Source organism: Nocardioides sp. NPDC058538 (assembly GCF_042719275.1).
Taxonomy (GTDB): domain Bacteria; phylum Actinomycetota; class Actinomycetes; order Propionibacteriales; family Nocardioidaceae; genus Nocardioides.
Window position 1 is genome coordinate 146,710 of the sequence record NZ_JBHXNY010000003.1, and the last position, 25,407, is coordinate 172,116.

Below are 25,407 nucleotides of genomic sequence, written 5' to 3' on the forward strand. Positions count from 1 at the left end.
CTACTTGCCGGACGGCACCTTCACGCCGGCGGCCTCGAGGATCGGGAAGTGCTGGGCGAGCGGGATGACCTGACCGGTGACGACGTTGTTGTCGTCCCACCCGATGGAGGTCGGTACGCCGACGAGCTCACCGTCGTCGTTGACCGCGGCGCCACCGGAGTTGCCGCTGGAGATCCGGGCGGTGACGTCGAAGACGGCCCGATCCTCCCCCTCGAAGGAGAGGATCGTCGCCACGTTGCCCTCGGCGACGGTCGGCGGCTGGAAGAGCACGCCCTCCTTGTCCGCGAAGCTCTCCTTCGGCAGCATCGGGAAGCCGATGGTGGCGATGAAGTCGCCGCGGTCGACCGCGTTGGAGTCGCCGAGCGAGATCGTCGGCAGGTCCAGCGAGGACGGGTTCACCGGGTTGCCGTTGCCGTCGGCGACGATCTGCACGACCGCACTGTCGACCTCGCCGTCGGACTCGATGACCTTGGCGATGTAGTCGGGCTCGCCGACCTTGTAGCCCTCGGCCGGGTCGGTCAGGTGGATGTTGACGACCTCGGGCGAGACCTCGCCCTTGGCGGCGTACTCCGGGATCTTCGCCGGGTCGGCGACGTGGGCGTTGGTGAGGATCTTGCCGTCCTCCGTGACGATCGACCCGGACCCCATCGCGATGGTGTCCTCGGTCGGCGCGTACGTGATCCAGACGGCGGCCCGCTGCGCGCTGTTGAGCTCGTCCTTGGTCAGGCCGGTGTCCTGGGCGGCAGGGTCACCGCCGGGCACCACGAACATCGCGACCACCAGCCCGATCACCACGACCGCGGCCGCGGCACCGATCCCGCCCCACAGCAGCAGCTTGTTGCGGCGCTTGGCTGCGGCACGGGCGACCTCGACCTCGGCAGCGTAGATCGGGATGACCTTGAGGATCTCGCCCGCGACCGGGTGACCGAGGCGGATCTCGGTCTCCTCGTCGATCTCCTGCCTGACCAGCGGCTTCCCCTTGAGGAACGAACCGGTCTGGGACCCGTTCTCGAAGGTCCAGCCGCCGGGCGTGGCCACCAGCCGGGCGTGCTGGCGCGAGACGCCCTGGTCCTCCAGCACGACCGAGTTGTCGGCGGCGCGGCCGATGGTCACCGTGACCGGGTGACGGAAGCGGTGCTCCTTGCCCTCGGCGACCAGCAGCAGGTCGGGTCCGGTGGGCTGGGCCGGCGGCTGCCCGGGAGCTGACGGGCGCGCCATCCCGGGCGCGATCGTCATCTCGGAGATGTCGTCGGGCCCCGAGGGCGGCGGGGGTGCGGGCGGCTGATGGCTGAACGCCGCGGGAGCCGCTGCCGGGACCCCCGGGGGCGGGGCCGCGGTGGCACCTGACCCGGCAAACCCCGCCGGCGGAGGCGGCGGAGCCGGCGCCTGGGCGCGTGGAGCGCCCGCCGCCACCGGCGCGTCGTCGAGGGTGACGGTGATTGTCGAGCCCGGTCCCGCCGGGCCGAGCTGGATCTCGGTCGCCCCGGTCAACGGCACCTCGGTGACGCGGCTGCCGGAGACGTACGTCCCTCCGGCGGAGCCGACGTCGACCAGCTTCCACCCGGACGGGTCCGGGCGCAGCTCCGCATGAGCGCGGGAGACGGACGATGACGAGAGCACCACGTCGGCATCAATCGAACGTCCTATTCGGACGATCTTGTCGGGCGGGAAGCTGAGCGCTCGTCCCGATACGTCTACGCGAAGCGTCTGCATGCACGAATCATGCACCGAAATGGCCCGATCCAAGCGTCGCGAATCGAAGATTCGCACAACTCGGACCGGGCCATTTCGAGAGATCGCGCGGACGGGGGCGCCGTCGCGAGCGTCGAGAGGCGACAACGCAGCCAGCGCGCCCGTCTCGCGGCGCGTAGCAGGCGGCCACGGCCGCGCGATCTCTTATCGATGAGTCTTCAGACCGTGTCCGTACGCAAACAGCGGGTCATAGTCCGAATCGCCGATGTTGATCGGCTCCTGGTCGACCGTGCGAGGCCAGGTCACCGGGAGCTTCCCGGTGAACGGGCGCTTACCGAAGAGCACGTCGGCGACGCCCTTGCCCTCGCTGCCCGGCAACCAGGAGGCCACCAGAGCGTCGATCTGCCCGAGCAGCTCGGGCGGGATGATCATCGGGCGCCCGGAGACGACGAGCACCGTGCAGGTCGCCGCGGCGGCGCAGACAGTCTCGATCGCCGCGGTGTCGGCGTCGCTGAGGTGCATCGTCAGTGCCGGCCGTTGCACGCCGTTCTCGCCCGGGTCGTAGCCCCAGCGCGGGCCGCCGACGTCACCGAAGCCTTCGGCGTACGGGTGCTCGCCGACGACCACCACACCGTGTGCCCCGGCCGGGACCGGCGCGGAGGCGTCGGGCGAGTGGGTCACCTCGCCACGGGCCGCGGACTCGATGCCGTCGAGGATCGTGTCGCCGGGGATCTGGTGGGTCGAGTTGCCCTGCCAGGTGATCGTCCAGCCGCCGGCCTGGTCACCGATGCTGTCGGCCTTGCTGCCCGCGACGTAGACGTCGTCACGGCCGGAGAGCGGCAGCGTGTGCCTGTTCCGGAGCAGGACCTGGGACTTCGCCACCGCCTCGCGCGCGACGCGACGGTGGGCGGCGCTGCCGATCTCGTCGATGTTGCGCCGGTCGGTGAACGGCTTCTCGAAGAGTCCGAGGTCGAACTTCGCGGTCAGGATCCGGGAGACCGCGTCGTCGATGCGGGCCATCGGGACGGCACCGTCCTCGACCGCGGCGGTCAGCGTCTCGATGAACTGCGGGTAGCCGACGGTGTCACCGGAGAACGGCTCCATGAACATGTCGACGCCGGCGTTGACCGAGATGGCGACCTGCTCGGCGTACGTCCCCGGGATCTGGTGGATCGCCCGCCAGTCGGAGATGACCAGGCCGTCGAAGCCCTGCTTCTCCTTGAGCCAGCCCGTGACGAGCTCCTCATGGGCGTGCATCTTGAGCGGGTTGCCGAGACCGTCCTCGGTCCAGTCGACGCTGGAGAAGGACGGCATCACCGAGCCGACGTCGTGCTTCTTGATGGCGGTGACGTACGGCGAGAGCGCCAGCTTCTTGAACTCGGCGCGCGAGGCCTGGGTGATGCCCTGGTCGATGGTGTAGTCGCCCTCGCCGGTGCCGAAGGTCGTGAAACCGTCGCCGGCGAAGTGCTTCGCGGTGGCCAGAACGCGGTCGGGATCGTCGAGCTCACCCTTGTCGCCCTGGAGCCCCTCGATCATCTGCGCCATCTGGGCAGCGAGCTTCGGGCTCTCCCCGAAGGACTCGTACGTCCTCCCCCACCGGTCGTCGCGGGCGACGCAGATGCACGGGGCGAAGTTCCACTGCGGCCCGGAGGCGCGGGTCTCCTCCGCGGTGATGTGCCCGATCCGCTCGGCGAGCTTCGGGTCGCGGGTCGCACCGAGGCCGATGTTGTGCGGGAACACGGTCGCGCCGTTGAGGTTGCCGTGACCGTGGACCGCGTCGACGCCGTAGAGCAGCGGGATCCCCAGCCGCGTCGAGAGCGCCTGCTCCTGGAAGGCGTCGACCGTGTCGGCCCAGGCCTCCGGCGTGTTCTCGGCGGGGGTCGAGCCGCCGCCGGAGAGTACGCTGCCGAGCCCGAGCTCGGCGATCTGGCCGGGGTTCGAAGCGACGTCCGCGCGCTCGGCCTGGGCCATCTGACCGACCTTCTCGGCCAGCGTCATCCGGGCGAGCAGGTCGGCCACGCGGGTCTTGGTGGCGAGGCGTGGGTTCTTGTAGGGCAGCGCGTGGCCCGAGCGCGTGAGCGCATCGTTGGCGGACGCTGTGGTGGATGCGCTGGTGGGCGCCGCGTTGGACGCTGGGGCTACGAGGAGCGTGGCGCAGAGCAGGCCGGCGAGAGCCGAGGCTCCGCCGATCGCGCCGCGCTGTCTGTGTGATCGCACGGGACAGGCCTCCTGAGAGTGATCTGTCGGCACCTCGGCGTTGGGGTGCCGCGGCTCGTGAGAGCGCTCCCAGCGTGACGGCGATCACAATCTCGGTCAATGGCTACGCGTGCGTAACCCCGCGATTTCCTCAGATCTGGTCAAGAGATCTGGTCAAGCAACCAGGACGGTCCCAGAGCTGTAGCGCCGCCACAGCGGGCCTGGAGCAGCCGGTCGGCGGTCACCAGCGTCACCCGGTCGCCCTTCTCCAGCGCCTCACGGACGACCCCGACGATCGCGGCGTCGCCGTCCTTGGGCGCGTGGACCGTGTGCACGTGGGCGTCCCGGCCGGGACGTACGCCGCCCTTGGCCTGTCCCTCCAGGACCAGGACGATCCGGTCCTGCGGGAGATCGGCGACCAGCAGCGACTCGTGAAGCCGGCGCGCGGCGCCGGCCCGGTCCTTCCACCAGCCGTCCGGGCGGGCGCCGACGACGTTGGCGCCGTCGACGACGAGCACCGTGCTCATCTGGAAGGACTCCTACTTGAGGAACTTGGAGAAGTCCGAGGGCAGGTTGAGATCGGCGGCGGCCTTCTCGTAGTCGATCTCCTCGCCACCCGGCATCCCGAACGGGTTGGCGGCAGCCGGCTTCTTCTCGGCGTCCGCCTTCGCCTGCTGAGCGGCCTTGGCCGGGTTGCCGGACTTGCGCGCCCCCTTGCCCTTCTTCTTCTGGGCCACCTGCTTGGCGCCGGCACGCTTGCCGAAGCTCGCACCGGGCGCGCCGGGCATCCCGGGCATGCCGCCACCGGAGGCGAGCTGCTTCATCATCTTCGACGCCTCGGTGAAGCGCTGGATGAGCTGGTTGACGTCGGAGACCTGGCGGCCCGAGCCCTTCGCGATGCGGGCGCGGCGGGAGCCGTCGAGGATCTTCGGGTTGGCGCGCTCCGCCGGCGTCATCGACTGGATGATCGCCTGGATCCGGTCGATCTCGCGCTCGTCGAAGTTGTCGAGCTGCTCGCGGAACTGGCCCATCCCCGGCAGCATGCCCATCAGCTTCGACATCGAGCCGAGCTTGCGCAGCTGCTGCATCTGCTTGAGGAAGTCCTCGAGCGTGAACTCGCCGGTCGCGATCTTGGCCGCGTCCTTCTCGGCCTGCCCCTGGTCGAAGGTCTTCTCGGCCTGCTCGATCAGGGTGAGCATGTCGCCCATGTCGAGGATGCGGCCGGCCATCCGGTCGGGGTGGAACAGGTCGAAGTCGGTCATCTTCTCGCCGTTGGAGGCGAACATGACCGGCTTGCCGGTGATCTGGACGATGGAGAGCGCCGCACCACCGCGGGCGTCACCGTCGAGCTTGGTGAGCACCACGCCGTCGTAGCCGACGCCGTCGAGGAAGGCCTGCGCGGTGTTGACCGCGTCCTGACCGATCATCGCGTCGACGACGAAGAGGACCTCGTCGGGGTTGACCGCCGCCTTGATGTCGGCGGCCTGCTTCATCAGCTCCTCGTCGATGCCGAGGCGGCCGGCGGTGTCGACGATGACCACGTCGTGCAGCTTGCGCTTGGCCTCCTCGACCGCGTCACGAGCCACATCGACGGGGTTCCCGACACCGTTGCCGGGCTGGGGTGCGTAGACGGGAACGCCGACGCGCTCACCGTTGACCTGGAGCTGGTTGACCGCGTTGGGGCGCTGCAGGTCGGCGGCCACCAGCAGCGGCGCCTTGCCCTGCTCCTTCAGCCACAGCGCGAGCTTCGCGGCCAGGGTGGTCTTACCGGCGCCCTGCAGACCCGCGAGCATGATGACGGTCGGGCCGGTCTTGGCGTAGCGGAGCCGGCGGGTCTCGCCACCCAGGATCGTGACCAGCTCGTCGTTGACGATCTTGACGATCTGCTGGGCGGGGTTCAGCGCCTGGCTGACCTCCTCGCCGCGCGCCCGCTCCTTGACCCGGCCGACGAACTCGCGCACCACCGGCAGCGCGACGTCGGCCTCGAGCAGCGCGATGCGGATCTCGCGAGCGGTGGCGTCGATGTCGGCATCGGTGAGGCGGCCCTTGCCCCGAATGTTCTTGAACGTCGTGGCGAGCCGGTCGGAGAGCGTGGCGAACAAAGCGGTCCTTCAGCAGAGTGGTTGTCCTGCCAAGACTAACGAACTGTTGTGTGTGGGGTGCTATTCGGCAGGCGTCATTCGGGGGCCCGACGCTCACCGAGCTACCCTTCGACAAGCTCAGGACATCGCCTCGGTCAGCACTCGAGGGCCGCGCGGACCGCATGGGCCGCCTCGGCCGCGCGATGCTCTGCGAGGACTCCGGCCGAGGCCTCCTGGAGGTAGAAGACGTCGACGGCCTGCGGACCGAGGGTGGAGATGTGGGCGGAACGGACCGCGATCTCCATCCGCGCCAGCGCGACGGCGACGGTGTAGACGACCCCGGGACGGTCGACGGTGCGCACCTCGAGGACGGTGGCCTTGCTGGATGCCTCGGGACGTACGACGACCGAGGGCTCGCTCCCCCGCGCAGCCGCACTCGGGGCCAGCCGGGTCGCCGGGTCGAGGCGGCCCTCGGTGATGGCGGCGAAACGGGTGCGCAGCACCGCGGCGTCGACATAGGAGTCGTCGAGGTCCCACACGCTGACCCCGAAACCGCCCTGCTGCCAGGCACGACACGCTCTGACCGGCAGCCGCGCGACCGCGAAGGTCGCGGCCAGGTCGGCGAGGAGGCCGAGCCGGTCGGGCGTGATCACCCAGACCCGGGCGCCGTCGGCGAGCGGCTCGGCACGGAAGGAGGTCGAGCCCGACCGTACGCTCTCTGGGAGCTCCACCGCAGCCTGCGGCCGCTCCCCCGCGGCGACGCCGGTGTCGAGGACCCTCGCGGCCCGGCGGGCGAGGTCGAGGATGAGCCGGGCCCGCCAGGTGCTCCAGGCCTGCGTGCTGGTCGCCCGGGCGTCGGCCTCGGTGAGCGCGGTGAGCAGCGCGAGCGCCTCGGCCTCGCCCATCTTGTCCACCACCAGGTCGACGGTCGCCGGGTCGTCGGGGTCACGGGTGGTCGCGGTCGTGGAGAGCAGCAGGTGCCAGCGCACCAGCTGCGAGATCAGGTCGACCTCCTCCTCCGGGAACCCCATCCGGGAGGCGATCCGGCGGGCGATCGGCTCCCCCGCCACACTGTGCTCGGTCAGCGACCCCTTGCCGATGTCGTGGAGCAGCGCCGCGACCAGCAGCACATCCGGGCGGGCCACCCGCGGCAGCAGCGCGACCGCCTCGATGCAGGTCTCGATGGTGTGCCGGTCGACGGTGAAGCGGTGGATGATCGAGGCGTGCGGAAGCAGCCGGATCCGCTCCCACTCGGGCAGGATCCGGGAGACCGCGCCGGTCTCTTCGAGGGTCTCCCAGACCGCGAGCAGCCCGCGCCCGGCACCCAGGAGGCGTACGAAGAGATGCCGCGCCTCCTCCGGCCACGGCTCGGCCAGCGCCGGGGTGTCCCGGGCCAGTCGCGCAGCGGTCGGCGGCGCCAGCGCGACCCCGTGCTCGGCGGCGAGCGCCGAGGCCCGCAGCAGCATCAGCGGATCCCGCGACGGGCGGGCGCCCGGCACCAGCACCACCTCGCCCGAGGCGAGCGCCAGACCGTTGCCCAGAGGCGCGAGCCTCGGGCGGCGCGGCGCTCCGGGGCGCGAGCGTTCCAGGACACCGTCCACCCGTCGCCACGCCAGGCGGGAGAGATGGGTGAGGCGGCGGCCGATGGTGCGTACGTGGGCCTGTGCCGTGCGGGCGTCGGCGAGCTCGAGCCGCTCGGCGAGCTGGTCCCACATCTCCGGCACGACCCGGTCGCTGGCCCGGCCGCCGATCTCCTGCACGAGATCGCGTACGTCGAGCAGGGCGCGGCGCGACTTCTCCAGGTCGACCGCGGGGACGTCGACCAGCCAGGTCGCCACGATCGCCTTGATCACGACCGCGTCCCGCAGCCCGCCGTACATCTCCTTCAGATCCGGCACCGAGGCGTGCGCGAGCTCACCGGCACGCCGGTGTCGTTCCACGCTCATCGTCCTCAGCTCGGGCAGCAGGGCCCGGGCGTGCTTGCGCCAGTGCGCCAGCATCGTCGTACGCAGCCGCAGCACGAGCCCGCGGTCGCCGGCCAGGTGCCGGATGTCGAGCAGCCCCAGGGCGACCCGGAGGTCACCGGTCGAGGACGAGAGCATCTCGGAGAAGGACCGCACCGAGTGGTCGACCTTGGGCGCGGTGTCCCAGAGCGGATACCAGACCTGCTCGGCCACCGAACCCGGCGAGACGGCGTCGTCGTGCACCAGGACCACGTCCCAGTCGGAGAACGGCGCGAGCTCCCCGCGCCCGTATCCCCCGACCGCGACGAGGGCGACCCCGACCTCGGGACCGCCCGCGGCGGCGTACGCCTTGGCGCACTGCTCGTCTGCCTCGGCTGTGCGCTCCGCCCGACCCTCAGCGGTCACACCGCCCCCTCGCTAACGCAGAATCAGATCGCGGCGTCGTCGCGGTCGCCGGTGCGGACCCGCACGATGGTCTCCAGCGGGGAGACCCAGACCTTGCCGTCACCGATGCGCTCGGTCTTCGCCGAGGTCTCGATGGCGCTCACCACGGACTCGACCTCCTCGTCGGGCACGGCGATCTCGATGCGGATCTTCGGCACCAGGGCGACGTCGTACTCAGCGCCGCGGTAGACCTCGGTGTGACCCTTCTGCCGTCCGTAGCCGGAGACCTCGGAGACGGTCATGCCGGTGACACCGACAGCTTCGAGGGCGACGCGGACGTCCTCCCACTTGTGGGGTTTGATCACTGCGGTGACGAGCTTCATTTCTCTCCTCCGGTGGGATTCGATGGACCGGCACTCGGACGAAGCCTAGTCAGAGCGCCTCGGCATCACGTGCACCGGTCCGAACACGGACGACGGACTCGATCGGGCTGAGCCAGACCTTCCCGTCGCCGATCCGCCCGGTCTGTGCGGTCTTCACGACGATGCCGACGACGTCCGCGGCATCCTCGTCCTCCACGACGATCTCGATGCGGATCTTCGGCACCAGGGCGATGTCGTACTCAGCGCCGCGGTAGACCTCGGTGTGACCCTTCTGCCGTCCGTAGCCGGAGACTTCGGAGACGGTCATGCCGGTCACGCCGAAGGCTTCGAGGGCCTCGCGCACGTCCTCCCACTTGTGGGGCTTGATCACTGCGGTCACGAGCTTCACGAGAGGGCGCCTCCAGAGGTCCTTGATCCTGTCATCTTCGCCGCCACCTTGACCCGGGGACGTTTCGACACCCCGAAGCGTCTGTTTCCACTGTGTAACAGACCATTTCACCGTACGTCGCCGAAGCGTCGAAACAGCCCGCAAATCACCCGTGCCGGACCCGCGCGGCGCCACCAAAGGTCGCTACCCTCGTCGCATGTCGCACTACGCCGTCGAGATCGACCTCGATCACCGCAACACCAGCCATGTGCAGGTCATCGACCTGGCTGAGTCCGCCGTCGCGGCGGGCAGTGGGAAGCGGGTCCTCGACGTCGGCTGCTGGACCGGCGAGATCGGCCGGATCCTCACCGAGCGCGGCTGCACCGTCACCGGGATCGAGATCGACCCGGAGGCGGCGAGCCTGGCCGACAAGGTCCTGGACAAGGTGGTCGTCGCCGACCTGGATGTGACCCCGCTGACCGAGATCGTCGAGCCCGGCTCCTTCGATGTGGTGATCTTCGCCGACGTCCTCGAGCACCTCGTCGACCCGCGGGCGGCACTCGAGCAGGCCCGTGACCTGCTCGCCCCTGGCGGCCAGGTGGTCATCTCGATCCCCAACGTCACCCACGGCTCGGTCCGCCTCGCCCTGCTCCAGGGCCGCTGGCAGACCACCGACACCGGTCTCCTGGACCGCACCCACATCAAGTTCTACTCACGCGAGGGGCTGCTGCAGCTCTTCACCGAGGCGGGCTACGCGGTCGAGGACCTGCGCGGCACCACCGCCGACCCGCTCAACGTCGAGGTCTCGGTCGACCCCGGCCTGCTTCCCGAGGTGGCCGTGGAGTGGGTACGCCAGCAGCCCGACGCGCTGGTCTACCAGTTCCAGCTGGCCGCCCGGCCGCTCGCCGACGGCGAGGTCGCGCCGGCCGCTCCCGAGCTCGCCCAGGCCGCCCCGGCCGACGAGGTCCGGCTCCGCGACGTACACACCCGGAGGTTCGAGGAGGCCACCCGCTCCCGGCTGGCCACCCGCGACCACATCCTCGGCATCCAGGCCTCCGCCAACTCCGCCCAGGCCCGGGTCGGCACGCTTTCCAAGCAGCTGCGCGAGGCCCGCGAGGTCAACCGGCGCCGCCGCGAGCGCATCGAGCGGCTGCGCGGCAAGGTCGCCGGCCTCGAGGCCGACCTGACCTACGCCAGCCGCCACCCGGTGCGGAACTTCGGCCGACGGGTCGTACGCCGCCTCCGCCGCGCAGCCCAAGGCTGACCCACCCCGCCGATTGCACGTGGGTCAGCGGACTCCGTTGGAGTAGGCCTCGCGTACGTCCTTGTAGTTGCCCCAACGGTTGTTGATGAAGTCCTTCTCCCAGTCGTGGACCGCGTTGTCGCGGCTGACGGACTCGAAGTGGAAGAGGGCGACGTCGTGGAGCCAGACCAGGCGTAGGCCGAGTGAGCGACGTACCTTGAGGCACAGGTCGACGTCGTTGTAGTTGATCGGCAGGCGTTCGCTGAAGCCACCGGCGTCGAAGAAGACCTCACGCCGCATCGCGACGCAGGCGCCGGTCAGCGCGGAGGTCTCCCGGTTGATGTGCAGCTCGCCGTGGTTGCCCCGCTCCTCGGGGCGCGCGCGGTAGTAGGCGTGGGTGATGGTGCCGCTGCCGTAGACCAGGCCGGCGTGCTGGATGCGGTAGTCCTCGAAGAGGAGCTTGGGGCCGGTCATGCCGACGTCCGGCTCGCGCAGCGGCGCGATCAGGTTCTCGATGACGCCCTCGGAGTAGGCCTCCATGTCGTCGTTGAGGAAGATCAGGATCTCACCGGTGGCGTGGGCGGCGCCGACGTTGCACTTGGCGCTGAAGCTGAACTTCTCCTTGAACTCGACGAGCTTGATGTCGGCACCCTCGATCGCCCGCAGCGCCTCCAGCACCGGGGCCGGGGTCGGGGTGTCGTAGACGATCACGAACTCGACGTTGCGGTGCTTGGTGGCGGCGACCACGGAGCGGACGGTCTCGACCACCATCGCGCGCTTCTCGCCCCACACGATCGCGCTGGTGCCGATGGTCGGGATGATCACGCTGACCGGAGTGTCCAGGTCGGGCTCGCGCTCGACGCGGTAGAGCCCTGGCGAGACGCCGCGCGAGGCCGTGGCCCGGATCCCGAGCCGGTCGAGGTGAGCCTGCACGGCACGTACGCCGGCGTCCCAGGCGTACGGCTTGGCCTGGTTGTCCGCCGCGGCGGAGCCCGGCACCTGCCGCCAGTGGTAGAGCACGCCGGGGACGTGGACGATGCGCCGCGCGCGCTCGCTGACCCTCAGCACGAGGTCGTGGTCCTGGGAGCCGTCGAAGCCCTCCTGGAAGCCGCCGACCTCCTCCACGACCGAGCGGCGGAACACCGAGAAGTGGGTGCAGTAGTTGTGGTGCCGCAGCCGCTCCGGGGACCAGTCGGGCTTGTAGTAGGCGTCGCGGAGCTCGCCCGCATCCGACATCAGGTCCTGGTCGCTGTAGGCGTAGTCGAGGTCCTCGAACCGGTCGTAGGCGCGGACCATCCTCTCCAGCGCGTTCGGCTCGAGTACGTCGTCGTGGTCGAGCAGGGCGATCAGCTCGCCGCTCGCCTCGGCCAGCGACGAGTTCGAGGCGGCCACGATGCCACCGTTCGCCGCACGTTCCACGATACGCACCCGCGGCTCCGTCGCGGCCAGCTCCCGCAGCCGCGGCAGCACCCAGGGCGCGGGCGAGCAGTCGTCGCTGAGGACCCACTCCCAGTCCTCGTGGGTCTGGCCGAGAACCGACGCGATCGTGTCCTCGAAGGCATCGGCGGGCGGGTTGTAGACAGCGGTGATCAGCGATACCCGGGGCGATGGCATGGTCTTCAGCCTATGACCCTCACCGAGGGTTCGCGGAACCCGACACGGGGCGCGCGACCGTTTGGGGGATGGTCGACACCTCAACTTCTCGGAGCGTTCACCGAGCCTCTGGAGGGAGACGGCAGCCGCCCCGGAGGGAGGGACGGGGGCGGCTGCCGAGTCAGGTGTGGCGTACGTCAGAAGCGCAGGCCACGCAGGTAGGAGTAGCCCACCTCCGCGGTCTGGATCGGGGTGACGTCGGGGCTGTCGTTCTCCACGATGTAGTCCTCGACCTGGTGGGCGCGGAAGATCTTGGCGAAGTCGATGAACCCCGTGCCGAGGTCGACGTGGTCGCCGGTGGCCTCGTTGCGGTCCTTGACGTGGTACTGGCGGACCTGGAGCGGAGACCGGTCGACGACGTCGATCGCGAAGTCGATGGCCTCGTCGCTGGACATGCCGAGGTTCACGCCGCCGGTGACTGCCCAGTAGAGGTCCACCTCGAGGTGGACGTAGGCCGGGTCGAGCTCTCGCATGAACACGTCCCAGGGCGTGACCCCGCCGCCGAGATCAGTGGTGAACTCGTGGGCGTGGTTGTGGTAGCCGTAGCGGAAGCCGCGCCGCTTCGCCGCCGCCGCCTCGTTGTTCATCTGGTCGGCCCAGGCCTGCCAGTCGGAGAGCGAGCTGGAGGCCAGGTAGGGCACGTTGAGGTAGCGGACCCCGAGCGTCTCGGAGTTGTCGAACTTCGTCTCGAGCGCGGCGAAGCTGCTGCTCAGACCGTCGTGGCTCGAGTTGGAGCGGATCCCGAGCCCGTCGAGGACGCCTCGGATGTCCTCGGCGGTGCGCCCGTAGAGACCGGCCAGCTCGACGCGGTCGTAGCCGATCTGCGCCAGCTTCGCCAGCGTCGCGTCGACGCCTGCTCCGGTCATGATCGACCGCAGCGTGTAGAGCTGGATGCTGATCTTGTCGGCCGGGACCCGGCGGCCGCCACCGTGGCCACGACCGGAACGTACGCCGTCAGCGGCTGCCGGTGCAGCCAGAGCACCGCTGACCCCGAGCGCGGCAGCACCCGCGGCGGCGCCGCGGATGAGGGAGCGCCGGCTGAGGCCGCGCTTTTCGAGTGAGCGCTGCAGCGCACCTTCACCGTCGAATCCAAAACACATCTCGTAACTCCTTCTTCTTGGGTGTAGCGGGTCAGTCGGCGGTCGAGAACGCCGCGTCGAAGGCCGCCTCGGGGGCGTCGAAGGCGAGCCGGCGGACGAACGCGAGCGCCTCGGGGGCACCGACGAGGCGGTCCATGCCGGCGTCCTCCCACTCGACCGAGATGGGGCCGTCGTAGCCGATGGAGTTGAGCATCCGGAAGCACTGCTCCCACGGCACGTCACCGTGGCCGGTGGAGACGAAGTCCCAGCCGCGGCGCGGGTCGGCCCAGGGAAGGTGGGAGCCGAGGCGGGCGTTGCGGCCGTTGCCGGTCTGCATCTTCGTGTCTTTGCAGTCCACGTGGTAGATCCGGTCGCGGAAGTCCCACAGGAACCCGACCGGGTCGACCTGTTGCCACACCATGTGGCTGGGGTCCCAGTTGAGCCCGAACGCCTCCCGGTGGCCGATCGCCTCCAGGGTCGCGACCGTCGACCAGTAGTCATAGGCGATCTCGGAGGGGTGGACCTCGTGGGCGAACCGCACCCCGCACTCGTCGAAGACGTCGAGGATCGGGTTCCACCGGTCGGCGAAGTCCTGGTAGCCGGCCTCGACCATCGCCTGGGAGACGGGCGGGAACATCGCGACGTACTTCCAGATCGAGGAGCCGGTGAAGCCGACGACCGTCTTGACCCCGAGGTTCTTCGCCGCCCGGGCGGTCATCTTCATCTCCTCGGCGGCGCGCTGACGTACGCCCTCGGGGTCGCCGTCACCCCAGATCTTGGCGGGCAGGATGTCCCGGTGGCGCTGGTCGATCGGGTCGTCGCAGACCGCCTGGCCCTTGAGATGGTTGGAGATCGCGAAGACCTTCAGGTTGTGCTTGGCCAGCAGGTCCAGCTTCGCCTGGACGTACGTCTCGTCCTCGGCGGCCTGCCAGGGGTCGAGGTGGTCGCCCCAGCAGGCGATCTCGAGGCCGTCGTAGCCCCACTCGGACGCGAGGCGGCAGACCTCCTCGAACGGCAGGTCGGCCCACTGGCCGGTGAAGAGCGTGATCGGTCGGGTCATGGTGTTTGTCCTTCCTCAGGGAGCAGTTCAGGGGAGCAGGGATGCAAGCAGGTCGCGGACCTCGGTGGCCTCGAACCGGTCGCGCTTGGCGGAGGCGTCGGAGCAGACGAGCACCGGGCCGTGCTCGGGGTCCTCCGGCAGCCGGCCGTGGCTGCCGGAGACGGGGGCGGGGTCGAGCGGCACCACGCTCATGGCGTAGCGCAGCCCGGCCGTCTTGCGGGCCAGCGTGGTGGCGGCACGCAGCTTGACCCAGCGGTCCTCGGGGTCGAGGAACAGCTCGGCGGGGTCGTAGCCGGGCTTCTTGTGGATCTCGACGCCGCGGGCGAAGTCGGGTGCGTTCGCGTCGTCGAGCCAGTAGTAGTAGGTGAACCAGGCATCCGGCTCGGCCACCACGACGAGCTCGCCGGCGCGCTCGTGGTCGAGTCCGTACGTCGCCTGGCCCGCGCGGTCGAGCACCTCGGCCACACCGTCGAGGCCTTGCAGCAGGTCGCGCACCCGGTCCAGGTCGGCGGGGTCCTTGATGTAGACGTGGGCGATCTGGTGGTCGGCGACCGCGAAGGCCCGCGACGTCCACGGGTCGAGCAGCTCGCCGGTGGCGTTGTGGTGGACGTGCAGGAGGCCCTCGCGGCGCAGCAGCCGGTTGACGTCGACCGGGCGGGTGGCGCGGGTGATGCCGTACTCGCTCAGCAGCACGACCCGGCAGCCCGCGGCCTCGGCGTCATCGAGCAGCGGCGCCAGGGTGGCGTCGACGTCGCGGGCGGCCTGGACGGCCTGCGGGCTGTCGGGGCCGAACCTCTGCAGGTCGTAGTCGAGATGCGGGACGTAGACAAGGGTGAGGTCGTGGTCGGGCATGACCTTGCGAGCGGCCGCGACGATCCACGCCGAGCTCTTGATCGAGGCGGTCGGACCCCAGTAGGTGAACAGCGGGAACGGGCCCAGCTCCGCGGCGAGCTCGTCGTGGAGCGACGGCGGCCAGGTCCAGCAGTCCGGCGACTTCTTGCCGTCGGCGTGGTAGACCGGGCGCGGGGTGACGGTGGTGTCGACATCGGCACCCATGGCGTACCACCAGCAGATGTTGGCGACCTTCGCGCCGGGTCGCCGGCGGCGTACGACGTCCCACAGCTTCTCGCCCTGGACCAGCGCGTTGTGCTGGCGCCACAGGAGCACCTCGCCGAGGTCGCGGAAGTACCAGCCGTTGCCGACGATCCCGTGGTCGCGCGGCAGCGCGCCGGTCAGGAAGGTCGACTGGACCGAGCAGGTGACCGCGGGCAGCACCGTGCCCAGCTCGGCGGTGAACCCCGACTCCCCCACCTGCCGCACCCGCGGCATGTGCTGGAGCAGTTCGGGGGTCATCCCGACGACGTCGATGACCAGCAGCTTCTCGTTCGTACGCTCGCTCATGTTGTCGCTCATGCCGAAGCCTCCTGCAGAAGTTCGAGACCGGAGTCGAGTAGCCGGTCGCGGGTCCAGGCCAGCTCGGACGCGATGCCCGCGACCAGGCCGGCATCCCCCTCGGGGCGGACCTGCTCGGGCAGTACGCCCCAGGTGTAGGTCTCGACCTCGAGGTGGTCGGTGTGCGCCACCGGGCCGCCGAGGAGCGCGTCGAGCGTGCCCGCGAGATGGTCACGGGTGCTGCGCAGCGGCGGTGCCGGGTCGGCGTGGAGAGGTACGTGGAAGTGCACTCGCCAGGGATGCTCGGCCGGCAGCGGGCGATGGCCGGCGAGAGCCTCGGGAAGGTCGTCGCGGCTGTCCACCCGGCCGCCGCGCGGCTCGCGGGTCTGGTGCAGGAAACGGTCCTCGGCGTAGGAGGCCAGGGCCTCCCGGGTCGCCGGGTCGCTCGGGTCGTCGGCGTGCAGGGCCGCGGAGACCTGGACCTTGACGACCGGCAGCCCGGCCACCTGCAGCCGGTCGAGCGCCTCCGTGGCGTCCTCGAACTGAGTGGCGAGGTGGCAGGTGTCCACGCAGATCCCGAGGTGGTCGGGCGCCAGCCCGGCGAGCCGGGTGACCGCGTCCCGGGTCGTCTCCACGACACAGCCGGGCTCCGGCTCGAACCCGACCCGGATCAGCCTGCCGTGCTCGGCCTCTATGCCGGCCAGGCCGTCGGCGAGCTCGCCGATCAGCTCGCGCGCAGCCCGGTCGCGGTCGGTGAACCACGGGGTGCGCCAGCCGAGCGGGAGGGTCGAGATGCTGCCGCGTACGGCATCGTCGGGCAGCAGCGCCGACAGCACCCGGGCGCAGTCGAGGGTGTAGTCGAGGCGGCGCCGGGTCGACCAGTCCGGGGAGTAGACGTCGCGCTTCACGACAGGGGCGTGGAACCCGGCGTACGGGAAGGCGTTGAGGGTGACGACCTCCAGGCCGTGGTGGTCCAGGCCGGTGCGCAACCGGTCGAGGGTGGCCGGGTCGCCGGCCAGCTCGTGCGCCGTCGCGGCGGGCAGCCACAGCCCGAGGCCGAGCCGCTGGACGCCGAGCCGGGAACGTACCTCGCCGGCGTAGCGGCGGAGCTGGTCGAGGATGCCGTCGACGTCCTCGGCGGGGTGCACGTTGCTGCAGTAGCCGAGGTGGACGACGGTGCCGTCGCGGTGCCGGAACCTCATCGCTCACCTCGCAGCAGCGAGTTGCCGGCGAAGGTCGCGCCCTGGTCGGCGGCAGGTACGTCGAGCAGCAGCCGCCCGCTCTGGCCGAAGAACTCCACCGGGTTGCGCCACAGCACCCGGTCGACGTCGTCCTCGGTGAAGCCGGCCGCCAGCATCGCCTCGCCGGTCGCCCTTGTCCGGAGCGGATCCGACCTGCCCCAGTCGGCGGCGGAGTTGACCAGCACCCGGTCGAGGCCGCGGCGCTGGAGGATGGCGACCATCCGGTCGGGGTCCATCTTGGTGTCGGGATAGATCGAGAAGCCCATCCAGGCGCCCGCCTGGTCGACGACGTCGACGGTCACCTCGTTGAGGTGGTCGACGACGACCATCCCGGGCTCCATCCCCGCCGCCTCGACGAGGTCGAGGGTGCGGCGGGTCCCGGCCAGCTTGTCGCGATGGGGCGTGTGCACCATGGCGGGGAGCGCGAACTCGCGGGCCAGCTCCAGCTGACGGCTGAACGCCTTCTCCTCTTCCTCCGTCATCGAGTCGAAGCCGATCTCGCCGACCGCGACGACCCCGTCCTTAGCGAGGTAGCGCGGCAGCAGGTCGAGGACCGGCGTGCAGCGCGGGTCGTTGGCCTCCTTCGGGTTCAGCGCGATCGTGCAGTGGTGGGCGATCCCGAACTGCGAGGCCCGGAACCGCTCCCAGCCGACCAGCGCGTCGAAGTAGTCGACGAACGAGTCGACGCTGGTCCGCGGCTGGCCGAGCCAGAACGCCGGTTCCACCAGGGCGCGGACGCCGGCGGCGTACATCGCCTCGTAGTCGTCGGTCGTACGCGAGCTCATGTGGATGTGCGGGTCGAAGATGCGCATCAGGACTCCCGAGTGGTCTGGGTGGGGGCGGGAAGGAAGGGCAGGGCGTCGGCGGGCACCTCGCGGCCGGCCGCGCGCCGCTCGGCGGCGTAGTCGGCGACCATCCGGCGCAGCTCGTCGTGGGCTGGATCGTCGGCTGGGTCGAGGCCGGCCACCAGCCGAAGGGGTACGCCGACGAAGAGGCACTTGAGGACGGCTTGGCGCCACGCGGCGGGATCGAGACGAGCGGCGTACGTCCCCAGGGCGGCCGCCACCAGGCGCGGGTCGTTGGTGCGCAGCGCGTCGTGGAGCAGGTCGACGGCGCGGTCGCCGATCGTCTCCTCGAGGTGGCCGAGGCCGAGCAGGACCGCCCGCCGCTCGTCGGCGTCCCCGAAGCGGTAGAGGTCGTGCACCTCGGTGCTCAACGTGTCGGCGTCACCCGCCAGACCACGACCGAGCGCCACCAGCAGCCGCACGCGTACGTCGTCCTCGACCCGCTCCGCGCCCGGCTCCGGCGAGGTGCCCGGCGTGCGGCCGATCTCCCTGGCCGCGGCCGGGAAGCGGGTCCTGATCCTGGTGGGGTCGGCCTCGATCTCGGCGCACCACTCGGCAAGGAGCTTCTCGTTCATGCGCCCACCTGCTCGGATCGGGGCAGGTCGTCGAGGGTCTCGCGCAGGAACGCGAGGGAGCGCTCGGCGACGACCGGGGCGGCATGGGACTGGCGGGGCAGCTCGAGCGCGGCGAGCCCGGTGTAGCCGATCTCGACGAGGGTGCCGAGCGCGTCGGCGAAGTCGACCTCGCCGGTGCCCAGCTCCAGATGCTCGTGGACGCCCTCGACCATGTCGTCGACCTGCACATTGGCCAGCAGCGGACCGGCGAGGCGGATGGTCTCGGCCATCCCCCGCGGCTCGTTGCACACCACATGGCCGAGGTCGAGGGTGACCCGCAGCAGCTCCGGGTCGTCGAGGCGCCGACGCAGCTCGAGCACGGAGTCGAGGGTGTCGACGAAGTGCCCGGGCTCGGGCTCGACGGCGCACACGACACCGCGGCGGGTGGCGACGTCGAGGACCCGCCACACCCCGTCGCACAGGCGTCCCCAGGCCCGCTCCTCGTCCACGCCGTCCGGCAGGGTGCCCGACCAGAACGAGACCGCCTCGGCGCCGAGGTCGGCGGCCACCTCGACCGCCCGGTGCAGATAGTCGACCCGACGACTCGCGTCCGGGCCCGCGTGCAGCAGGGTCGGGTAGTGCTTGCGGAGCGGATCGAGGATGTAGCGAGCGCCGGTCTCGATCACGACCGACAGGCCGAGCTCGTCGAGCCGTCGGCCGACCTGGGCGACCCGGCCCGCCAGGTTCGGCCGGAAGGGGTCGAGGTGAAGGTGGTCGAGAGTCAGCGCGACCCCGTCGTAGCCCAGCGCGGCAAGGAGGCTCAGCGCGTCCTCGAGCCGGTGGCTGTGCATGCCGTTGGTGCCGTAGCCGAACCGCAGCGTGCTCGTGCTCATGTCGGTGACACCACCTTCGAGGCGGCCTTGACGATCGGGCCGGCGGCCAGCAGCGCGACCGCGGCCAGCGGCGAGCGGCGGGCGACGAGCGCGGCCTGGAGCGGGATCATCCCGCGGATCCCGGCGCCGGTGGCCCGCCGGACGGTACCGGCATCCGGCGAGGAGACCGCGGCGAGCTGGGCGGAGCCGACACTGCGTGCGTACGTCGCGGCGAGGGCGACGGGGAGCGCCGCCCGCCCGTGGCCGGCCGCCGCGGCCGCGGTCAGGACCGTGACGCCGCCGGCGAGACTCGCGGTGGCGGGCCGGGTGCCGTGGACCTCGCCCCGGCTGAGCAGGGTGACTCCGGCGGTGTGGGCGGCGAGCAGGCCGGCCGGCACCAGCCCGGCCCGCGTACGCCCGCTCGCACTCGCCCCGAGGAGCACGTCGAGACCTCGCGCCGCGGCCATCGCGACCGGTCCGGCCGAGGTGTCCTTCAGGACGGTGTCGTAGGCCCACACCGTCCCGGCCAGGGCGGCCGCCGTCACCGCGGCCGGACGTCCGCCGGTGAGCCCGGCCAGCCCGACACCCGCCGCGGTTAGCCCGACGGCCACCCCCAGCGCCTGCCGTGGGCTGATCCGGCCCGACGGGATCGGCCGCTCGGGGCGCTCGACGGCGTCGAGGTCCCGGTCGGCCCAGTCGTTGAGCGCCATCCCGGCCCAGTAGAGCGCCACCGAGGCGGCCGGCATCGCGACCGCGCGGGCCCGCAGCGGACCGGCCGCGGCGGCCCCGGCCAGGGTGTCACCCGGCACGGTGAGGGCCGCCGGCAGCCGGACGAGCTCGGCGAAGGCTCGGGCGCGAGACGTCATCCGCCCACCCGAGCGCACCACGCGACCAGCTCTTCCCACTGGGTGCCGAGCCGGTGCTCGGTGGAGCCGGCCGGGTCCTTGAAGAAGAACCCGAACGGGAGCGGTCCGCTCTCCTCCGCCTCCTGGGCGCGCAGGACGAGCCGGGCCAGGTCGAGCACCAGGGGCGCGGCCAGCGCGGAGTCGCAGCCGCTCCAGGTGAACTGCAGCGACATCCGCACCCCGAGGAACCCCTCGAAGGAGACGTGGTCGATGGCTGTCTTCCAGTCGCCGTGGTCAGGGACGTAGTCGATGTGCATCGGCCCCTCGACCGGGTGACCGAGCATCGCCTCCAGCCCCTGGGCCTTGGTGACGAGCTTGCTCTGCGCGTTTGCCGGGTCGGCGAGCGTGGCGCCGTCACCGCCACCGAGCATGTTGTACGAGGCCCAGGCGTTGACCTGCAGCGCCCGCGTCGAGAACATCGGCGCCAGCGCCGACTTCAGCAGCGTCTCCCCGGTCTTCCCGTCCGAGCCCGCCCACGGGAGCCCCGCGCGCTCGGCGAGGGTGACGAGTACCGGCAGCCGCGGCCCGGGGCTGGGCGTGAACGAGACCACCGGGCAGCCGGCCCGATAGGCCGCCAGGACGTAGACCGAGCTGGCCGGCAGCGGGGACTCCCCCGCGGCCAGCGCCGCGGCGAGGGCGTCGGGGTCGGCGAGCGGTCCGCCGTCCACGACCTCGGCCGGCGGCTCGGTGCTCGCCACGTCGATCACGACCACCCGCTCGAGCCCGTGCTCGTCGCGGAAGGCCACCAGATCAGCGGTCAGCCGCTCGACCGCGACACCTTGCGGCTCGGCGCCTGCGGGGTCATAGCCCGTACGCAGCCGCCCCTCGACCTCCTCCAGCTCACCGGCGACCGCCGGCAGGATCCCGGCGGGAACGACCCCGCCCGCGGCGAGCCGCTCGGCCCGCTTCAGCAACGGGTCTGCCCGAAGGTCGTGCCCACCGATCACCAGGTCGTCCAAGGAGGGCAGCCCGGCGGCGGCGATCTCCGGCTGCTCGGCGACCAGCCCGACCCGTCCGACGAGCCCGGCCCGGACGGCCAGTGCGCCGACGGTCGTCGTCACACCCACCGAGCCACAGACCCCGACCAGCCAGAGCCCGACCCGCCCGCTCATCTGTCCGCCTCGCAACGGAACCGGGCGACGCCGGCGACCATCTCGATGCCGCCGAGCACGTGGGAGAGGAACGCCGGCTCGGTGAACGACTCCGAGGTGTGGCCCATGCCGGTGTAGAAGGCCCGGCCGCCGTCGTAGCGGTGGCACCAGGCGATCGGGTGCGGGTTGCCCATGGCGAACGGGCCCGGGTCGTAGCTGCGCTCGTCGAGGTCGGCGAGGACCCGGATCGAGTCGGCCGGACGGTCGCGGAAGCTGTACCACTCGTCCCAGCGCGTCCACCGCTTCGGCAGCGCCGCGGTCGCCGCGGTGTTGTGCCCGTGCACCTTCACCGTCGCGGTCTGCTGGGCGGGGTGGCCGGCGAAGTAGGCACCGACGAGGCCGCCGTACCAGGGCCAGTCGTACTCGGTGTCGGAGGCGGCGTGCACGCCCACATAGCCACCACCGTCCTGGATGTAGCGCTCGAACGCGGCCTGCTGGCCGGCGTCGAGCACGTCTCCGGTGGTGGAGAGCCACAGCACCGCCTCGTACGCCGCCAGATCGGTGTCGTTGAACACCGCCGCGTCCTCGGTGGCAGTCACCGTGAAGCCGTTCTCGGCCCCCAGCCTCTCGATCGCCGCGATGCCGTCGGGGATGGAGCCGTGCCGGAACCCGGCGGTCTTGGAGAACACCAGGACGTCGTACGTCCCGACTCCCTCGCTCCCGCCGGGGCGGTCGGCACTCGCTGCCGGCGCCGGTGACAGGCCCGGGGCGAAGGCGGCCACTGCCACCAGCCCGACTCCCGCGATCAGCGTCCGGAACCTTCTCGATCCGTGCTTCATGTGCGTATCCCTTCTGTGCTCAACGGTCTGAACAGGCTGGAATCGGCCGAGCGGCCCCGAGTGGATCAGGTGGGGATCTCCTGCCATGTCCTGGTGTCTGAGCTGGTCTCCACCGCGGCGAGCACGCGCTGCACCTGGAGTCCGTCGGCGAACGTCGGCGTCGGCTCGGTGCCCTCACCGAGCGCCCGGACGAGGTCGACGACCTGGTGGGTGAAGCCGTGCTCGTAGCCGAGGCCGTGGCCCGGGGGCCACCAGCCGGCCACCCACGGGTGCTCGGGCTCGGTGACGACGATCCGGCGGAAGCCGCCCTCGGCGGCCGGCAGGGTCGCGTCGTGGAAGTGCAGGACGTTCATGTCCTCGAAGTCGAAGGCCAGGCTGCCCTTCGACCCGTTGATCTCGATCCGGATCGCGTTCTTGCGGCCGGTGGCGAAGCGGGTGGCCTCGAAGGAGCCGACCGCTCCCCCGGCGAACCGCGCCAGGAACAGCGCGGCGTCGTCGACGGTGACCGGCCCACGTTCGGTGCCGGCGGTGGCGGAGAGACCGGACGAGGTCTCCGCCACCGGGCGCTCCTTGATGAACGTCTCGAGCATCCCGGAGACCTCCAGGATCCGGTCACCGGTGATGTGCTGGGTCAGGTCGATGACGTGGGCGCCGATGTCGCCGAGCGCACCCGAGCCGGCCTTGGTCTTGTCGAGGCGCCAGCTCAGCGGGGTCTCGGGGTCGGCCAGCCAGTCCTGGAGATACTGCGCACGCACGTGGTGCAGGTCCCCGAGACGACCGTCGGCGACCAGCTTCCGGGCCAGGGCGATGGCGGGCACCCGGCGGTAGGTGAATCCCACCATCGCCCGCACTCCACGCTCGGCGGCCACCGCGGCGGCCGCGGCCATCCGCTCGGCCTCGGCCACGCTGTTGGCCAGCGGCTTCTCGCAGAGCACGTGCTTGCCGGCCTCGAGCGCGGCGATCGCGATCTCCGCGTGGGTGTCACCCGGCGTGCACACGTCGACCAGGTCGACGTCGTCGCGGGCGATCACGTCGCGCCAGTCGGTGACGCTCTCCTCCCAGCCGAACCGGGTGGCGGCCTCCGCCACCCGAGTCGCGTCACGGCCGCAGAGGACCTGCATCCGCGGGGTCAGGGGAAGGTCGAAGAAGCGGTGGGCACTGCGCCAGGCGTGGGAGTGGACGGCGCCCATGAAGGCATAGCCGATCATCCCCACCCCGAGCGTGGCGTTCTGCTCGGTCATCGGAACTCGATCCTGTGTTTCGGTGGTGTCGCTCCGCGCCCGAGCGCGGAGCGATCTTGCGGTCTGGCTGGGTCGGGCTCGATCAGGACTCGAATGCCGTGTCGAGGAACTCGCCCACGTTCTCCTCGGTGACCACCGGCGCGTCCAGCTGGATGGTTCGCGGCACGGTCACCTCGACCAGGTCGGACATCGCCTTGTCCTGCACCAGGAGCCGGGCGAGCTTGATGCCGTCCGCGGCCTGCGTGGAGGGGTAGATGACCGTCGCCTTGAGGACGCTGTCACCGGACTCGATCTCGCGCATCGCGTTCGCCGAGCCGGCGCCGCCGACCATGGTGAACTCGTCGCGGCCGGCATTGTTGATCGCAGCGAGGACGCCGACGCCCTGGTCGTCGTCGTGGTTCCACAGGAAGTCGATCTTCGGGGCCGCCTGCAGCAGGTTGCCGGCGGCCTTCTCGCCACCCTCGACGGTGAAGTCGGCGGCGACCCGGTTGTCGACGTCGAGGCCGCACTCGCCCAGCGCGTCCTTGAAGCCTTGGCTCCGGTCCTGGGTCAGGGGCAGCGAGTCGATGCCGGCGATCTCGGCGACGATGGCGTTCTCGTTGCCGTCGGCCTGCTCGCAGACGTACGTCCCGGCCGAGACGCCCATGCCGTAGTTGTCGCCGAGCACGGTGACGCGAGCGGCGTTGGGGTCGTTGAACTCACGGTCGACGTTGATGACCGGGATGCCGGCCTCCATCGCCTTGAGCGCAACCGGCGTCATCGCGGCGCCGTCGAAGGGCAGCAGCACGATGGCGTCGACCTTGTCGTTGATGAAGGTCTCGACCTGGCTGATCTGCAGGCTGACGTCGTTGGTTCCCTCCGCCAGGCGAAGCTCGACGTCCTCGTAGGAATCGGCGGCTGCCTTGGCCTGCTCGCTGATCGCGCCCATCCAGCCGTGGTCGGCGGCGGGGGCCGAGAAGCCGATGACGACCTGGTCGCCCGCTTCGTCGTTGGAGCCAGCCTCGGCGTTGGACGTACCCCCGCCCTTGTCGGACTCCTCGGGGGTGTTGCTGATGCACGCCGAGAGGGCGAGCACCGAGAGGCCGGCGACGACGATTTTTGCTGTGGACTTCAGTTTCATGGAAGTGCTCCTAGATCGTGCGAGGTGGAGAAGGGATTGGTCCGAGACCCGAGGACGGCTGGCTGGACGGCGTAGGGCGGTCATGACCCGGGCTGTCGTGAGAACCGCTTCTGCAGCAGCACGGCGGCGATGATGATCAGGCCCTTGGTGAATGCCTGAGCCGAGATCGAGAGGTTGTTGATCACGAACACGTTGGTGAGGGTCATGAAGATCAGCACACCGAAGACGGTGCCGACGATGGTGCCGCGCCCGCCGGAGAGCAGGGTGCCGCCGATGACGACCGCGGCGATGGCGTCGAGCTCGTAGAGCTGGCCGTGGGTGGCGCTACCGGTCGTGGTGCGGCTGACCAGCATGACCGCCGCGATGCCGCAGCAGAGACCCACGAGCACGTAGAGGAGCACGGTGTGGCGGCGTACGTTGATGCCGGCCAGGCGCGAGGCCTCCGGGTTGCCACCGATGGCCAGGGTGCGCCGGCCGAAGGTGGTGCGGTTGAGCAGCACCCAGCCGATCACGGCCACGATGGCGAAGATCCAGATCAGCACCGAGACCCCGAGCACGTCGCGGGAGAGCGCATCGGTGAAACCCGGCACGCTGACGATCTGGGTCTTGCGTGCAGAGATGATCTCGGCCAGACCGCGGGCGCTGGCCATCATGGCCAGCGTCGCGATGAACGGCACCACCCCGCCGTACGCCACCAGCAGGCCGTTGATCAGACCGGCGCCCGCGCCGACCAGGAGCGCCGTGGTGACGATGAAGATCCAGTGGTAGTCGTTGGCCATCGCCTGCGTGGACAACGTCGTGCACCAGACCGAGGAGAGCGCGACGAGCGCGCCCACCGAGAGGTCGATGCCACCGCCGGTGATGACGAACGTCATCCCGATGCTGACCACGCCGATCACCGCCGCGAGGCGCAGGATCGTCATCACGTTGTCGACCGATGCGAACCGTTCGCCGCCCGTGATGACGCCGACCAGGGCCAGCAGCGCCAGCGCCAGGACCAGGCCCAGGTTGTGGCCCGCGCCGCTGCGCAGCAGCTGGCCGAGACCACCGGGCTCTGCCCGGCGGGCCGCTTCCTTCTCCACCCGGGCCGTGTCCGCCTGGGTCACAGCGTCTGTGGGTGTGTCGCTCATGCCGCCACCTCCGTAGGGCAAATCTGAGAATACGGACGCGGCGGCCTGAGGCTTGTTGCCGCTCGCTTACGCTCG

22 protein-coding genes are annotated in these 25,407 nt (G+C 70.8%); 1 reads left to right on the forward strand and 21 read right to left on the reverse strand.

The genetic code is table 11. From position 1 onward, the window contains the following. The 7 genes from ACFWQC_RS04140 to ACFWQC_RS04170 all read right to left on the reverse strand — a co-directional run bounded on the left by ACFWQC_RS04140 (position 1) and on the right by ACFWQC_RS04170 (position 9,088). On the reverse strand, positions 1–1,713 hold the full coding sequence (locus ACFWQC_RS04140; protein ID WP_378673462.1) for an FHA domain-containing protein: 1,713 nt from the start codon (positions 1,711–1,713) through the stop codon (positions 1–3). Positions 1,714–1,896: 183 nt separating this feature from the next. Further along, complete coding sequence (locus ACFWQC_RS04145) at positions 1,897–3,909, reverse strand: glycoside hydrolase family 3 protein (protein WP_378673465.1); 2,013 nt, start codon at positions 3,907–3,909, stop codon at positions 1,897–1,899. A 140-nt stretch (positions 3,910–4,049) separates the two neighbouring features. Further along, positions 4,050–4,415: a hypothetical protein gene (locus ACFWQC_RS04150; RefSeq protein WP_378673468.1), complete on the reverse strand. Its 366-nt coding sequence runs from the start codon at positions 4,413–4,415 to the stop codon at positions 4,050–4,052. A gap of 12 nt (positions 4,416–4,427) precedes the next feature. After that, complete coding sequence (ffh, locus tag ACFWQC_RS04155; RefSeq protein ID WP_378673471.1) at positions 4,428–5,990, reverse strand: signal recognition particle protein; 1,563 nt, start codon at positions 5,988–5,990, stop codon at positions 4,428–4,430. Positions 5,991–6,124: 134 nt separating this feature from the next. Further along, positions 6,125–8,338, reverse strand: a complete 2,214-nt coding sequence (locus ACFWQC_RS04160) for a [protein-PII] uridylyltransferase (RefSeq protein WP_378673474.1) — start codon at positions 8,336–8,338, stop codon at positions 6,125–6,127. Between the two features lie 23 nt (positions 8,339–8,361). Next, positions 8,362–8,700 carry a P-II family nitrogen regulator gene (locus ACFWQC_RS04165; protein WP_008363338.1) on the reverse strand — a complete coding sequence of 113 codons (339 nt, stop codon included), beginning with the start codon at positions 8,698–8,700 and terminating at the stop codon, positions 8,362–8,364. A 49-nt stretch (positions 8,701–8,749) separates the two neighbouring features. Further along, positions 8,750–9,088 (reverse strand): P-II family nitrogen regulator, encoded by a 339-nt coding sequence (locus ACFWQC_RS04170; RefSeq protein ID WP_141803747.1) that lies wholly within the window; start codon positions 9,086–9,088, stop codon positions 8,750–8,752. Positions 9,089–9,284: 196 nt separating this feature from the next. Here ACFWQC_RS04170 and ACFWQC_RS04175 point away from each other — a divergent pair, with 196 nt between their 5' ends. Continuing rightward, positions 9,285–10,331: a class I SAM-dependent methyltransferase gene (locus ACFWQC_RS04175; protein WP_378673479.1), complete on the forward strand. Its 1,047-nt coding sequence runs from the start codon at positions 9,285–9,287 to the stop codon at positions 10,329–10,331. 24 nt (positions 10,332–10,355) lie between these two features. Here the strand turns inward: ACFWQC_RS04175 and ACFWQC_RS04180 are convergent, their stop codons facing one another. The 14 genes from ACFWQC_RS04180 to ACFWQC_RS04245 all read right to left on the reverse strand — a co-directional run bounded on the left by ACFWQC_RS04180 (position 10,356) and on the right by ACFWQC_RS04245 (position 25,332). Beyond that, positions 10,356–11,924 carry a glycosyltransferase gene (locus ACFWQC_RS04180; RefSeq protein ID WP_378673482.1) on the reverse strand — a complete coding sequence of 523 codons (1,569 nt, stop codon included), beginning with the start codon at positions 11,922–11,924 and terminating at the stop codon, positions 10,356–10,358. Positions 11,925–12,100: 176 nt separating this feature from the next. Then, positions 12,101–13,063: a sugar phosphate isomerase/epimerase family protein gene (locus tag ACFWQC_RS04185; protein ID WP_378673484.1), complete on the reverse strand. Its 963-nt coding sequence runs from the start codon at positions 13,061–13,063 to the stop codon at positions 12,101–12,103. Between the two features lie 31 nt (positions 13,064–13,094). Next, a complete protein-coding gene (locus tag ACFWQC_RS04190; RefSeq protein WP_378673487.1) occupies positions 13,095–14,102 on the reverse strand; it encodes a sugar phosphate isomerase/epimerase family protein in 1,008 nt (335 codons plus the stop codon). A 27-nt stretch (positions 14,103–14,129) separates the two neighbouring features. Further along, entirely contained in the window at positions 14,130–15,515 is a 1,386-nt protein-coding gene (locus ACFWQC_RS04195) for an alkaline phosphatase family protein (RefSeq protein ID WP_378673490.1), read from the reverse strand. Continuing rightward, complete coding sequence (gene eboE / locus ACFWQC_RS04200) at positions 15,512–16,696, reverse strand: metabolite traffic protein EboE (protein ID WP_378673492.1); 1,185 nt, start codon at positions 16,694–16,696, stop codon at positions 15,512–15,514. Before eboE ends, ACFWQC_RS04195 begins: the two co-directional genes overlap by 4 nt. Then, positions 16,693–17,547, reverse strand: coding sequence for a TatD family hydrolase (locus tag ACFWQC_RS04205; protein ID WP_378673495.1), 855 nt, complete (start codon positions 17,545–17,547; stop codon positions 16,693–16,695). Before ACFWQC_RS04205 ends, eboE begins: the two co-directional genes overlap by 4 nt. Further along, positions 17,547–18,155: an EboA domain-containing protein gene (locus ACFWQC_RS04210; protein WP_378673498.1), complete on the reverse strand. Its 609-nt coding sequence runs from the start codon at positions 18,153–18,155 to the stop codon at positions 17,547–17,549. The genes ACFWQC_RS04205 and ACFWQC_RS04210 overlap by 1 nt, the downstream gene beginning before the upstream one ends. Then, a complete protein-coding gene (locus tag ACFWQC_RS04215) occupies positions 18,152–19,027 on the reverse strand; it encodes a sugar phosphate isomerase/epimerase family protein (protein WP_378673500.1) in 876 nt (291 codons plus the stop codon). The genes ACFWQC_RS04210 and ACFWQC_RS04215 overlap by 4 nt, the downstream gene beginning before the upstream one ends. Next, the gene (locus ACFWQC_RS04220; protein WP_378673503.1) at positions 19,024–19,872 is read right to left on the reverse strand and encodes an SCO3242 family prenyltransferase; all 849 of its coding nucleotides are present in this window, start codon (positions 19,870–19,872) and stop codon (positions 19,024–19,026) included. Before ACFWQC_RS04220 ends, ACFWQC_RS04215 begins: the two co-directional genes overlap by 4 nt. Continuing rightward, positions 19,869–21,023 (reverse strand): inositol-3-phosphate synthase, encoded by a 1,155-nt coding sequence (locus ACFWQC_RS04225; RefSeq protein ID WP_378673506.1) that lies wholly within the window; start codon positions 21,021–21,023, stop codon positions 19,869–19,871. The genes ACFWQC_RS04220 and ACFWQC_RS04225 overlap by 4 nt, the downstream gene beginning before the upstream one ends. Next, positions 21,020–21,841: a ThuA domain-containing protein gene (locus ACFWQC_RS04230; protein WP_378673509.1), complete on the reverse strand. Its 822-nt coding sequence runs from the start codon at positions 21,839–21,841 to the stop codon at positions 21,020–21,022. The genes ACFWQC_RS04225 and ACFWQC_RS04230 overlap by 4 nt, the downstream gene beginning before the upstream one ends. A 65-nt stretch (positions 21,842–21,906) precedes the next feature. Further along, positions 21,907–23,082 carry a Gfo/Idh/MocA family protein gene (locus ACFWQC_RS04235; protein WP_378673512.1) on the reverse strand — a complete coding sequence of 392 codons (1,176 nt, stop codon included), beginning with the start codon at positions 23,080–23,082 and terminating at the stop codon, positions 21,907–21,909. Between the two features lie 82 nt (positions 23,083–23,164). Beyond that, entirely contained in the window at positions 23,165–24,202 is a 1,038-nt protein-coding gene (locus ACFWQC_RS04240) for a substrate-binding domain-containing protein (protein ID WP_355020077.1), read from the reverse strand. An 80-nt stretch (positions 24,203–24,282) separates the two neighbouring features. Further along, entirely contained in the window at positions 24,283–25,332 is a 1,050-nt protein-coding gene (locus tag ACFWQC_RS04245) for an ABC transporter permease (protein ID WP_378673516.1), read from the reverse strand. Between the last annotated feature and the right edge of the window lie 75 nt (positions 25,333–25,407).